The following is a 12471-nucleotide window of genomic DNA, read 5'->3' as shown; positions in this document are numbered from 1 at the left end:
GGCGGCGCTGGGGGAGCGCGCGCCGCCGGTAAGGGGGCCTATTGCTGGTAGGCGTAGCCGGTGCCGAGGAACTTGGTCGTAGCTGCGCGCGCATCCCGCTGCGACTGGGCCTGGCGGGCGCGCTCGACGGCATCGGCATGGCCCTGCGCGGCCAGCAATTCCTGGATTTGCATCTGTTGCTTGGCGGTCAGCGCCAGAAGCTGGTTGGTCGCCTGCCCGACCTGCTGCGCGCCGGCGGCATTCTGGCTCGACTCCATGATCTTGGCGAGCGTGCCGGCATCGGCCTGCACCGCCTCGGCAATCTGCGCCTGGACCTGCATCGTGTGGCGGAAACCTGTAATCGCGGTGTCGAGGCGGGCCTGCGCCTGCGCGGCGATGGCGCTCGCGCTCAGCTTCGTGTCGAAATCCGGATAAAGGGCGCGGAACTGCGCCTCCACGTCGCTTGCCTTGAAACCGATCCCCTTCGCCTGGCTGATCAGCGTGTCGATCGCCGACAGGCGCGCGAAGAGCTGCTGCTGGTCGTGGAAGACCGTCAGCGGCGACAAGTTGCGCTCGAAGTCGGTCAGCATCTGCGCTTCGTGCTGGAGCGAGGTGATCTGGTTGTTGATCTGCTCGAGGGCCCGCGCGGCGGTCAGCATGTTCTGCGAATAATTGGTCGGGTCGAAAACGGTCAGCTGCGCGTGCGCGGGTTCTGCCGTCAGCAAGGCACCGGCAAGCGAGACCAGCATGCCTAGGCCCATGGCAGACGAGATCAGGGTCTTCTTGAGGTCTGAAGCGAACATGGAAATCACTCCGAGAACGGGGATGAAACGGGAAAGCCGGCGAGGACCTGCGCTGCCCAGTCCAGGCCGGCGGATGCGAGGAAGCGGGCAGCGAATTGGTCGGTGCCATGCTCGGCGAGCAGCGCATCGATCCGGACTTGGGTGGCGGGGTCGGAGGCGCCGGCAAGCGCCAGCGCGACGGGACCGAGCCCCAGCTCGAACACCCGATTGCCGCGCGCCGACTGGAGGTAATAATGGCGCTTGGGCGTCGCGCGGCTGATCAGTTCGATCTGTCGATCGTTGAGGCCGAAGCGCGCATAGGCGGCCCGGCTCTGCGGCTCGGCCGCGCGGTCGTTGGGAAGCAGGATGCGCTGCGGGCAGCTCTCGATGATGGCGGGCGCTACCGCGCTATCGGCGATATCGGCAAGGCTCTGGGTCGCGAAGACTACCGCGACATTCTTTTTGCGCAGCACCTTCAGCCATTCGCGGATACGCGCGGCAAACAAGGGATGATCGAGAAAGATCCAGGCTTCGTCGAGGACGAGCAGGGTCGGTCGCCCGTCGAACCTCTCCTCCAGACGATGGAACAGATAGCTGAGGACGGGGGCGATGACGCCCGCCAGCCCCATCAGCGTCTCGGTCTCGAAGCACTGGACATCCGCGACCGCGAGATCGTCCTCGCAAGAATCGAGCAACTGCCCGAACGGACCCTCGAGCGTGTATGGCGACAAGGCCGAGCGCAGCGCACCGGATTGGAGCAGCAAGGACAGGCCGGTCAGCGTCCGTTCCTCGAGCGGCGCGCTGGCGAGATTGCCAAGCGCCGACCATAATGCGTCCTTGATCTCGGGCGTGACCGAAACCTTCTCATGGGCGAGCAAGGCAGCGAGCCATTCGGATGCCCAGGCCCGTTCCTCGGCGCGGTCGATATGCCGCAGCGGCTGGAAAGCGATCGTGCCGCCGCTATCGGCGCCGAGCCCGAGCGCGTGATGGGCGCCGCCCATCGCCAGCACCGCCGCGCGTGCGGACAGGCCCTTGTCGAAGAGATAGACTTGGGCGTCCCGATAGCGCCGGAACTGCAATGCGAGGGTCGACAGCAGCACCGACTTGCCGGCGCCGGTCGGACCCACGATCAGCATATGGCCGACATCGCCGACATGAGTGGTCATGCGGAAGGGCGTCGAGCCACTGGTCTCGGCGATCAGGACCGGTGGTCCGTCGAGATGGGCATTGCCCGCCGGACCCGCCCAGACGCTCGACAGCGGCATCAGGTGCGCGAGGTTGAGCGTATGGACGAGCGGCTGGCGGACATTGGCATAGACATGGCCCGGAAGGCTCGACAGCCACGCTTCCACCGCATTCACGCTTTCGCGCATGGCGGTGAAGCCAAGGCCGTTGACGATGCGCTCGACCCTGCGGACCTTGTCCTCGACCGCCACGCGGTCGGCGTCCATCACCGTCATCGTCATGGTCAGATAGCCGAAGGCGACATGATCGCCGCCCAGCGCCTGGAGCGCGAGGTCGCTGTCGACGACCTTGTTGTCGGCATCGCTGTCGAGGAGCGGGCTCGGCTGGTTGTACATGACTTCGCGGAGCAGCGCGGCGACCGACTTGCGCTTGTTGAACCATTGCCGGCGGATCTTGGTCAGCGCCTTGGTCGCATCCGCCTTGTCGAGCGCGAGGAAGCGCGTGACCCAGCGATATTCGAAATCCAGATGATTGAGCGCATCGAGGATCGCGGGGCGGCTGCAATTGGGGAAGCCCAGGATGGTGAGCGTACGCAGATGCTGGTCACCGAGCATCGGCTCGAGCCCGCCTGTCAGCTCGGTATCGACGAGCAGGCCGTCCAGATATATCGGCACCTCCGGCGCGGCGACGAGATGGCGCCGCGTCGAGATGCACCCATGCAGATAGGTCAGCGTTTCGGCATCATCCAGCGCGCGAACCTCGGGCATGAAGCCCGACAGAAGGTCCAGCACGCGGTCGGTCTCGGCGACGAAGCCGGCAAGCGCCAGACGCCAGTCCCGGCCGCCGACCCCGTCGCGCGCGACCAGCACCCGGCCCGCGCTGTCGCTCTGGTCGGCAGCGGGCAACTGCAACAGGGTGAGATGATAGCGGCTCTCGAAATGCGCGGCGCCGCCTTCGAACGCTGCTCGACGTTCCTCGTCGACCAGCCAGGATGCGGCATCGGGAAAGTCGGAACTGGGATATCCAAGCGCCTCGCGTCGCTCGGCCTCGAAAAACAATGCCCAGCCCGATCCCAGGCGCTTGAGGACATTGTTGGCGCGCGCGCAGGCCGAGACCAGTTCGGCTTCGGTCGCGCTTTCCAGATCGGGCCCGCGAAATGCCAGGGTCCGCTGGAAGCTGCCGTCCTTGTTGAGGACTATGCCCGGTGCCACGAGCGCGGCCCAGGGAAGATGGTCGGCCAGCCGGTCGGCCCACGCGCGATATTCACGCAGGTTCAGCATGAAAGACGCCCTTTCTGGCGCAAGTGGCGCAGGGTGACCGCTGCGAAGTCCGGGTCGCGCCTGGCGGCGAACACCGCGAGCGTGTGACCGATCGCCCAGACAAGGAGACCGGCAATCCATTGCTGGAGGCCAAGCCCAAGCGCCGCCGCGAGCGTCCCGTTCAGGATCGCGAGGCCCCTCGGTACGCCGCCGAGCAGGATGGGCTCGGCGAGCGACCGGTGGATCGGCGCCTCGAAGCCTTCGACATGGCCGCCAGGGGCGCCGGTAATGCTCACGAGATCAAGGCTCCGCCGCCAAAGCTGAAGAAGCTCAGGAAGAAGCTCGACGCCGCGAACGCGATCGACAGTCCGAAGACGATCTGGATGAGCTTGCGAAAGCCGCCCGAGGTCTCGCCGAACGCGAGCGCGAGGCCGGTGGTGATGATGATCAGCACCGCAACGATCTTGGCGACCGGACCCTGGACGGATTCGAGCACCTGCTGCAACGGCTCCTCCCAGGGCATGCCCGACCCGGCAGCCTGGGCAGAGCTGGCAAGGGCGACCGCCAGAGCAGCGGCCCCCAGGCGCAGCAGGTCGCGCGAACGCGCGACGGCCTGTGTCTTCATGGTCATTCTTCGTCTCCTTCGTTGAAAAACCGGGGAATCATGCCGACGGCGTAGCTGCCGTCGGGAGCGACGCCGCTGACATGCGCGATGGCTTCGACGCGGCGACCAAGGCCGCGGCCCGCGATGAACACGATCAGGTCGATCGCCTCGGCAATGAGGTGGCGCGGCGCGCTCACGACCGCTTCCTGGGTCAGCTGCTCGAGCCGGTGCAGCGCCGCGACCGCGCTATTCGCGTGGACGGTGGCAATCCCGCCGGGATGACCTGTGTTCCAGGCCTTGAGCATGTCGAGCGCCTCGGCGCCGCGAACCTCGCCGATGACGATCCGGTCGGGGCGCAGGCGCAGCGTCGAGCGGACAAGATCGGCGATACTGACGACGCCGGGCCGGGTCCTCAGCGCCACGGTGTCGGGAGCCGCGCATTGCAACTCGCGCGTGTCCTCGATCAGGATGACCCGTTCATCGAGGGATGCCATTTCCGCAAGCAATGCATTGGCGAGCGTGGTCTTGCCCGAGCTGGTGCCGCCAGCGACGAGAATGTTGCGGCGCGCCAGCACGGCGCCGCGCAGGATCTGCTGGAAGGCCGGCGTCATGATGCCGTCGGCGACATAGTCGTCGAGCGTGTAGACGCGGGCCGCGGGCTTGCGGATCGAGAAGCACGGCGCCTGGCTGACCGGCGGCAGCAGGCCCTCGAACCGCTCGCCCGCCCCGTGCCCGTGCGGCGGCAGCTCGGCGCTGACGATGGGTGCGAGGCCATGCGCCTCGGTGCGGGCATGGCTGGCGACCAGCCGGATGATCCGCTCGACCTGTTCGGCGGCGATCCGAATGCCGGTGTCCACCCTTCCCTCGCCCAGCCGGTCGAGGCGCAGCACACCGTCCGGATTGACCATGATCTCGACGACATGGCTGTCGCCGAGCGCCGCAGCGATCGCCGGCCCCATCGCGGTACGCAGCATCGCCCGCGAGCGATCGGCGGATTCGGAAAGCATCGACCCGCTCATTCGCTCGCCTCCGCCGCCTGCGGCTCGAAGCTTCGCCGCCCATCGGCAATGTGCCGCCCGACCTGGCTCGCGAACTTGAGGAAACGGTCACGGCCGACCGCCCTGCCCGTTTTGTCGCTTTCGGGCAGGGGCGGCGTGACATTGAGCTGGTAGCGTACGAAAAGCGCCAGGCTCTCGAGCAGGATATGGCCATCGCGCTCGATGCGGGTAAGCTGATGGCTGATCCGGTCGAGCCGGACCTTGAGCATGTCGTCGATCTCGCGCGCGCCACGCCGCGCGAAATAACCGCGCAATGCATCCGCCACGATCGCCGACTTGGAGCCGCCGGGCTTGGCCGCGAGCGCGTCGAGCTGCTCGCTCAAGGCCTCGTCGAGATAGAGATGATGGCGGGGCTTCATGGCACGCCCTCAAAAGCTCGGCACCAGATCGTCGTCGCGACCCGATGTCTCGTTGATGGCATGGGCGCGCGAAACTGGGCTCAGCCCGCCCGCTCGATCCATCGTCCGCGCATCGCCCGCAAATTCGAAATCGTCCTCGATCCCGAGCAGATCGAGCTGTTCGGGCGCAGCAATCGGAGCCGCCATCTCTTCGGTGAGGCCAGGGTGACGCTCCTGTTGCACGCCGCCATCGTCCGAGCCCGCCTCTTCCGCGCCGGCCATGAGGCGTGCGTCGACCTGACGCGCGACGCCGCTCCAATCGTCGGCGCGCGGTGCGGGCCGGTCGTTATTCCCATGCGCTGCCAGCACGGGCGGGGGCAAAAGCCGCCCGCTGAGGCGCGCATCCTCATAGTAACGCAGCTTGTCGGCGCGGATCGGCGCGAGTCCGGAGACCAGCACCAGTTCTTCGCTCGCCGGCAGCTGCATGACCTCGCCGGGCGTCAAAAGGGCGCGCGCAGTCTCCTGGCGGCTGACCATGACATGGGCCAGCCAGGGCGCGAGGCGGTGCCCGGCATAGTTGCGCATCGAGCGCTGCTCGGTGGCCGTGCCGAGCGCATCCGAGATGCGTTTGGCGGTACGTTCGTCGTTGGCCGCGAAGGCGATCCGGACATGGCAATTGTCGAGGATGGCGTTGTTCTCGCCATAGGCCTTGGAGATCTGGTTGAGCGACTGCGCGATCAGATAGGCGCGGACGCCGTAGCCGGCCATGAAGGCGAGCGCGGTCTCGAAGAAGTCCAGGCGCCCGAGCGCCGGAAATTCGTCGAGCATCATCAGCAGCCGGTGGCGCCGGTCGTCCTCGAGCCGCTCGGTCAGGCGGCGGCCGATCTGGTTGAGCACGAGCCGGACCAGCGGCTTGGTCCGCGAAATGTCCGATGGCGGAATGACCAGATAGAGCGAGACCGGGTTCGTGCCCTCGACCAGGTCGGCGATCCGAAAATCACAGGACGAGGTTGCCATAGCGACGGTCGGATCGCGATACAGGCCCAAGAACGACATCGCGGTCGAGAGGACGCCCGAGCGTTCATTGTCAGATTTGTTGAGGAGCTCGCGCGCGGCCGATGCGACCACCGGGTGGACCTTGGGCGCCGCCTCGGTTCCCAGATGGTTGGTCGCCATCATGTTCTTGAGCGTGTCGACGAAACTACGCTGCGGGTCGGACAGGAAAGTCGCCACGCGCGACAGCGTCTTCTCCTCCTCGGCATAGAGGATGTGGAGGATGGCGCCGACCAGCAGCGAGTGGCTGGTTTTCTCCCAGTGCGAGCGCCGCTCGAGCGCGCCTTCGGGATCGACCAATATATCCGCGATATTCTGGACGTCGCGCACCTCATCGGCGCCGCGCCGAACCTCCAGCAGCGGATTGTAACGCGCCGAGCGCGGGTCGGTCGGGTTGAAGAGAAGGCAATGCGAGAAGCGCGATCGCCAGCCGGCGGTCAGCTGCCAGTTCTCGCCCTTGATATCGTGAATGACGGCCGAACCCGTCCAGCTGAGCAGCGTCGGCACGACCAGGCCGACGCCCTTGCCCGAACGCGTCGGCGCAAACGCCATGACATGCTCAGGTCCATCATGGCGCAGATAGCGCCCATACATGCGCCCAAGGAACACGCCGGCATTGCGGAAGAGGCCGGCGGCTTCGACCTCCGCCACGCTCGCCCAGCGCGCCGAACCATAGGTCGTGACATTGCGCGCATGGCGCGAGCGCCAGAGCGACCCGACGATCGCGGCCGCGCAGCCCATGAAGCCGCTGGCGCCCGCCAGAGCGCCCGCCTTGTCGAAGACCCGCGGCGCATAGGCGTCGTAGTGGAACCACCAGCCGAACAGCGCCCAGGGCCGATAGAACGGATAGCCGCCAATGCGGAACCAGGGTGCACCCAGCGCGACCTGATAGCCGAGCATCGAGGCCGCCCACTGCGTGGCGGCCCAGACACCTGCCATCATGATCGCGAACACGATCAAGATCTGGCCGATGAGGAGTTTGGTCGGAGTCATCTTCGTCTCGTGCTGCGGCGCGCGGGCGCGCCTGGGTGCGACAAGAGTGATGATCCGAAAGCCGGATTTTCCTTACGGCCCTTATGCTTTCACGAGCAGTCATTCGCCGTCGTTGGGAGCCGGCGCACAAAGATTTTGCCTCGCGCCAATTCGAATCGCGCATTCATTCGCGCGAATCTCGGCTGCACACGATCAGCGCCGTGTGCGCACCTGGTACAATGTAAGACTGGAATCGGGCCGCTAGCAGCCTGCCTGCTTTTGGACGGTGTTGGTGCAAAGTAGTCGCTCTTTTACTGTCTGTGGGACAACCTCAGTTCGCGACGATTCGCCATGGGATACTGACATGTGCTCCGCCCCCGTCGCGGTCGGCGGTGACAGTCTCCCGCCGCTTCACTCTGGCCCCGCCGAGCAGCCACGCTTGCGACTCCCCGGTCGCGACATTGTGCCACATGAGATCCGCCAGGCCATCGCCGTCATAATCTTCGACTTCAGCGATACGAAACGGGAGACCGACAAGGGCCGGTCCGCCGCCGCCCTCTCCCATGATGGTAACCCGGCGCACGATCCGAGCGCCGTTGAGGAGCCAGATCTGGGTCTCGCCTGATGCGGCGTTGTGCCATGCCAGATCCGATTTTCCATCGCCATTGAAGTCGCCGGTGCCAACGATGCTCCACGGCAATCCGACGAAGATCGGCGCGCCGAACTCGTTCACGACCGTGGCGCGCGCGAGCGTGCGGTTGCCGTTCATCAACCAGAACTGCGTCTCGTTGGTGGCGGCGTTATGCCAGACGATATCGGCACGACCGTCACCGTTCATATCGCCCGCGGCGGCGATCGACCAGGGAAGTCCGATGAACACCGGTTTGTTGGTCTCTCCCAGCACGGTGCCGCGATGGTCGGTCTTGTCGCGATCCATGAACCAGATCTGGATCTCGCCGCTCTGGTCGTTGTACCACAGGATGTCGGTCTTCTGATCGCCGTCGAAATCGCGGCTACCGACGATTCGAAAAGGCGGTTCGATCATGACCGGAGCGCCACGCTCGCCCCGCACGGTAGCGCGACCGATCCGTGCAGTCCCGGACATGAACCAGATCTGCGTCTCACCCGTCGTGTCGTTATGCCACAGGATGTCGGCGCGATGGTCGTTGTCGAAGTCGGTCGAGCGCGCCGGCGCCTTTCTGGAGACGGGCGCTACAATCTGATCACGGATGTCGCCAATCGCCGCACTTTCGCAGCTGTCGATGCTACTGACCCAGTCCCAACCCGTGGTGGGCTTGCCTGGTATTCGCGTCGTACCGCAGTTCGAATGGACCCCGATGATCCCCATCGGCACCCCATTTTGTCCGATCAGAATGTCCGGACCCCCGCTGTCGCCACCGGCCGGGACCTGCCCCATCTGATTGGCGTCGAAACTATAGGCACCCGGCGTTGGGTCGTTGAGTGTGAAATCGGCTTGCCGGTAATTGCCGTCGCGCTGGGCTGGAATCGCTGACGCGCCGGTGCCGCTGGCGAGCTGGAAGATACCCCGGCCGTAGGCGGTGACCAAAAGACCGCGCCGGAGCACGTCGTTGCTCATGATCTGAAAATTGGTCGGCCCGAGATCCCCCGCGCCGAGATAGATAAGGGCCACGTCGCGCCCGCCGACATTGCGAATGACCTGGGTGGCCATGCTCGGTCGATCCGACCAGGTCGCGGAGACGCGCATCTCGATGCTTCGTTCGGACAGGCAGTGATTGGCGGTGAGTACCCAAGAGCGATTCAGCATGGTGCCGCTGCAGCTGCCACCACTATCATCGACGAGCGTGACCAGGCCAAGTTGCTTCTGAAGCGGGATATCGACGCTGGCCCCCTTCACCAGTCCCTGCCGCCGCGTGCCGATGTTCTCCTCATCCTGCGCGCGCGCCGGAGCGGCGAGCGTCAGAGCGCAAACAGCGATCAACAGGGCCGCGATCGGGCGATATCCCACGCAATGGTCGGTCATTATTGCCATTCCTCTCAATAGCTTGACCGCGCGAGGCCGATGCCTCGCGCCAATCTGCCCACGGCCGGAAATCAGCGCAGGAGCAGCTTCATCGCCGCGTTGAAGCCGCGCTGCGAAGTCGGATTGAGGGCCTCCCGGATGCCGAGCGAACCCGGACCGGACTGGGTGTTGCCGCGCCCGCCGAGCGCCGGATCGCCGAATATGCCCGCCGCGATGTCGAAGCCGAGCCAATAGCGCGGATCGGGGTCGCTATTCCGGCTTTCCGCAAGGTTCGGATCGGCCTGCGCGATCGCAGCGCCGGCGGTGGCCAGCTGCAAATTGCGGTTGCGATCGAGGGCGAAGGACGTCGCCGTCCGGAAGCCGCGCTGCCCAGACGGGCTCAGGCCATCATAGATCTTCTGCTTGCCGGGCCCCCAGAGCGTCTGACCTTCGGAAGACGCAATGCCCAGGTCGAAGCCCTGCCGGTCGGTCTCCGCCACATAGCTTCGCAGCGCGACCAGCATGGGATCGGCCTTGATCACCGCGCCGGCCCGCCCCGGAATGTCGTCCGCGCGTAACGCGTCGTCGATCGTCGGTTCCGACGGTCGCGACTGGTTTTGGAATGCAAGGCACTGCGCTTCCAGTTTGGGCGCGGTGGGAGCGTTGCGCGCGCGTGCGGCCTTGGCGGCATCGCAGATCGATACGCGCTGCGCAGGTGGAACCTTGTCTCGGTTTATCCGCCCAATGCCAGGACGAATGCGCGGCTCGGCGCAGACAAGTCCGATCGCGTCGAGCCAGGTGCCGGAACGACCATGGATGCCTGTCGCGATCTGGTTTGCCGGACACGCCACCATCTTCTGAGATGATTTGACGAAGTTGTAGGGCAGGCCGACGATGTCAGTGGTATAGTTCGCCGTCGGACCATAAACGACGGCGGACGGGTCCGCCTGCATGATCTGGCCCGGACCCACGACCCCGCAGAAGAGCGCCAGTTGATTGACGACGACGGTTTTTACGCCCTCAGCTTGGACGGCCATTCCGATCACGACCGGCGTGCGCGGCGGGCACATCACTTGCGTCGGCAATCCACCTTGCCCTCCGTGCCAGTCTCCGACCGGCGAATATCGGGCGACCGTGATCGGCCCGGAGAAAACGCCGCAGATCGCCCGTGCCGCATCGACATCGTCCGCCATGCGCAATTCCAGGCCGATAAGATGTTGTCCGTCCGGACAAGGTGCATCGAAGCGTCCACCACCCGGGCCACCCTGCGCTTCGACATAGGCGTCGCCCGCCGCGAAGGCCGGGACCGGCGCGCCAAGAGCGAGGCTCACTGTCGCCATAAGCAGGTTCGCCGCGCGAAGCCTCGCCATTCCTTTTTCACCTGCGTCCATTGGCTGTGCGCCAGATCCGCAAATCCGCGAAATGCACCATGCGCGAGAAATCATGATACTCTCCATGTTCAGCCTGTCATTTGGCACCGCCGAACCCTGGATCTCGCGTCGTCAGAGGTGAATGATGAAGCACCGATCTTTATCCGATGATTTTCCGATGGGATCGCAAGTGGCTGTAATTCATCTAAGAAAAGCCGAAACCGAGGGTGGCGAGGTCGTCCGGTTCCCGAATTCGAACCTCGGCCGGACCATCGTCTGTCCCTCGACTCGGATCGTCAGCGGACCCGGCGGCAGCGTCTCGATCGAACCCAGGGTGATGCAGGTCCTGCTCGAACTGGTCGGGGCACAGGGAGCGGTCGTGACGCGCGACCAGCTCGCGGCGCGGTGCTGGCGCGGTACCACCGTCGGCGACGATGCGATCAACCGAACCATCGCCGCGATCCGGAAGGCCGCCCGGACGATCTCCAGCGACAGCCTCGGCGTCGAAACCATCTCCAAATCGGGATACCGGCTGACGGGTTCGGTCGTCGTCGAGGACTCTCCCGACCAGGATCGGGGCACCGCCGTCGCGAGCGAAGCGCCCGAGCGCACCAAGCCCGTGACGCGCCGGCTGCTGATCGGCACCGGCCTCGTGGTGACCGCGAGCGCGGCGCTCTGGCGGTTCTGGCCCGACGGCAATGCGCGCCAGGCGGGCGAGCTTGTCGATGCCGCCCAGCGCGCGCTTCGCGACGAGCTGCCGGCCTCCGGAACGGAAAGCGTCGGGCTCCTGCGCAAGGCGCTGGACCTGAGGCCGGGCGACCCCGCGATCCTCGGCGGCCTCGCCGTTGCCTGGTATGCAGCATCGGAATTTGCCGAACCGTCGGCCAAGGCATCCGCGGTCGTCGCGAGTGAGGACGCTGCTCGACGCGCGCTCGCAATCGAGCCAAATCAGCCAGATTCCCTGGCCGCCCTTGCGTTGCTCCAGCCGGAGTTCGGCGACTGGCTTGCGGCCGAAAAGCGGCTACGCGCGGTGCTCGCGATCCAGCCTTCGAACGAGACCGCGCTCTCGGCGCTGGCAGCGCTTCTCCAAGGCGTGGGCCGCAGCCGCGAGGCGGCGGCAATCGTCCTGCCGCTCAACCTGCGCTTTCCGCTGGCGCCGAAATATCTGTACCGGCGGACCTATTCGCTATGGAATCTCGGCCGCCTGGGGGAAGCCGACCGCAGCGCCGATAATGCGATGGAGCTGGTGCCACGCCACCCGTCGATCTGGTTCGCCAAGTTTTGGCTTTTCTCGATGACCGGGCGGCCGGCGATCGCGCTCGCCATGCTCGACGATATTGCCGGATATCCGCCGTCATTGACTCCTGCGGACGCCGCCGATCTGCGTGTCTCGATCATCGCACTCTCGACCAAAGCGGAACAGGACGTCGCTGCCGCTGTCAAAACGACCCTCGCCTCGATCGCCAAGACGCCCAGCTGGGCCATCTTTGCAATTCTGATCCTGTCCCAGCTGGGCCAGATGGACACGCTGTTCGACGTGGCGCGCGGTTATCTGTTGCGCCGCGGCCCGCATACGGGACCGCTCCGCCCATCGGGGACGCAACCCGGCATCCGGGATGAGCGACACCGCAAGACCCTGATGCTCTTCATCGGCGCGACGCAACCGATGCGCGACGATCCCCGCTTCCTTCCGCTGTGCGAGGAAATGGGAATGGCCGCCTATTGGCATGCAGCGGGGGTGACGCCCGATTTCCTTGCCGCAAGGGCCCACCGCGTCGGGGCATAGAGACGCGCCATACTCTTTCGAAGAGACGAAGCGCTTCGCGTCAACCCGCTGATTATAAACAAAATCGTTTAATCATCAGCATATCATCGGCTGTCCATCATTCA

At 65.6% G+C, this 12471-nt stretch carries 10 protein-coding genes; 1 reads left to right on the top strand and 9 read right to left on the bottom strand.

Features of this window, described 5'->3' with window-relative positions; translation table 11 throughout:
• Window positions 1-38: 38 nt before the first annotated feature.
• The 9 genes from trbJ to IAG41_RS00370 form a co-directional block, all read right to left on the bottom strand.
• Complete coding sequence (gene trbJ / locus IAG41_RS00410) at window positions 39-782, bottom strand: P-type conjugative transfer protein TrbJ (protein ID WP_187726627.1); 744 nt, start codon at window positions 780-782, stop codon at window positions 39-41.
• Window positions 783-787: 5 nt separating this feature from the next.
• Window positions 788-3226: a conjugal transfer protein TrbE gene (gene trbE, locus IAG41_RS00405; RefSeq protein WP_187726626.1), complete on the bottom strand. Its 2439-nt coding sequence runs from the start codon at window positions 3224-3226 to the stop codon at window positions 788-790.
• Window positions 3220-3495: a VirB3 family type IV secretion system protein gene (locus IAG41_RS00400; protein WP_187727796.1), complete on the bottom strand. Its 276-nt coding sequence runs from the start codon at window positions 3493-3495 to the stop codon at window positions 3220-3222. Before IAG41_RS00400 ends, trbE begins: the two co-directional genes overlap by 7 nt.
• A gap of 2 nt (window positions 3496-3497) precedes the next feature.
• Window positions 3498-3830 (bottom strand): TrbC/VirB2 family protein, encoded by a 333-nt coding sequence (locus IAG41_RS00395; RefSeq protein ID WP_410468068.1) that lies wholly within the window; start codon window positions 3828-3830, stop codon window positions 3498-3500.
• A gap of 2 nt (window positions 3831-3832) precedes the next feature.
• Window positions 3833-4828: a P-type conjugative transfer ATPase TrbB gene (trbB, locus tag IAG41_RS00390; protein ID WP_187726624.1), complete on the bottom strand. Its 996-nt coding sequence runs from the start codon at window positions 4826-4828 to the stop codon at window positions 3833-3835.
• A complete protein-coding gene (locus tag IAG41_RS00385) occupies window positions 4825-5226 on the bottom strand; it encodes a CopG family transcriptional regulator (protein ID WP_187726623.1) in 402 nt (133 codons plus the stop codon). The genes trbB and IAG41_RS00385 overlap by 4 nt, the downstream gene beginning before the upstream one ends.
• A 9-nt stretch (window positions 5227-5235) precedes the next feature.
• The gene (locus IAG41_RS00380; RefSeq protein ID WP_187726622.1) at window positions 5236-7251 is read right to left on the bottom strand and encodes a conjugal transfer protein TraG; all 2016 of its coding nucleotides are present in this window, start codon (window positions 7249-7251) and stop codon (window positions 5236-5238) included.
• A 310-nt stretch (window positions 7252-7561) separates the two neighbouring features.
• Window positions 7562-9232, bottom strand: a complete 1671-nt coding sequence (locus tag IAG41_RS00375; protein ID WP_187726621.1) for an FG-GAP-like repeat-containing protein — start codon at window positions 9230-9232, stop codon at window positions 7562-7564.
• Between the two features lie 71 nt (window positions 9233-9303).
• Window positions 9304-10602 carry a hypothetical protein gene (locus IAG41_RS00370; protein ID WP_187726620.1) on the bottom strand — a complete coding sequence of 433 codons (1299 nt, stop codon included), beginning with the start codon at window positions 10600-10602 and terminating at the stop codon, window positions 9304-9306.
• Between the two features lie 169 nt (window positions 10603-10771).
• On the opposite strand from IAG41_RS00370, the gene IAG41_RS00365 reads away from it, so the two are divergent.
• The gene (locus IAG41_RS00365) at window positions 10772-12367 is read left to right on the top strand and encodes a winged helix-turn-helix domain-containing protein (RefSeq protein WP_187726619.1); all 1596 of its coding nucleotides are present in this window, start codon (window positions 10772-10774) and stop codon (window positions 12365-12367) included.
• Window positions 12368-12471 lie beyond the last annotated feature (104 nt).

The sequence above is a fragment of the Sphingomonas sp. JC676 genome (assembly GCF_014489075.1).
Taxonomy (GTDB): Bacteria; Pseudomonadota; Alphaproteobacteria; order Sphingomonadales; family Sphingomonadaceae; genus Sphingomonas.
Note: the sequence above shows the minus strand (reverse complement) of the source record. Positions and strands in the feature narration are given on the sequence as shown.

Bases quoted from the DNA above. Each gene is read 5' to 3' on its own strand.
- trbJ (WP_187726627.1), bottom strand. From the start codon at position 782: ATGTTCGCTTCAGACCTCAAGAAGACCCTGATCTCGTCTGCCATGGGC.
- trbE (WP_187726626.1), bottom strand. From the start codon at position 3,226: ATGCTGAACCTGCGTGAATATCGCGCGTGGGCCGACCGGCTGGCCGAC.
- IAG41_RS00395 (WP_410468068.1), bottom strand. From the start codon at position 3,830: ATGAAGACACAGGCCGTCGCGCGTTCGCGCGACCTGCTGCGCCTGGGG.
- trbB (WP_187726624.1), bottom strand. From the start codon at position 4,828: ATGAGCGGGTCGATGCTTTCCGAATCCGCCGATCGCTCGCGGGCGATG.
- IAG41_RS00385 (WP_187726623.1), bottom strand. From the start codon at position 5,226: ATGAAGCCCCGCCATCATCTCTATCTCGACGAGGCCTTGAGCGAGCAG.
- IAG41_RS00380 (WP_187726622.1), bottom strand. From the start codon at position 7,251: ATGACTCCGACCAAACTCCTCATCGGCCAGATCTTGATCGTGTTCGCG.
- IAG41_RS00375 (WP_187726621.1), bottom strand. From the start codon at position 9,232: ATGACCGACCATTGCGTGGGATATCGCCCGATCGCGGCCCTGTTGATC.
- IAG41_RS00370 (WP_187726620.1), bottom strand. From the start codon at position 10,602: ATGGACGCAGGTGAAAAAGGAATGGCGAGGCTTCGCGCGGCGAACCTG.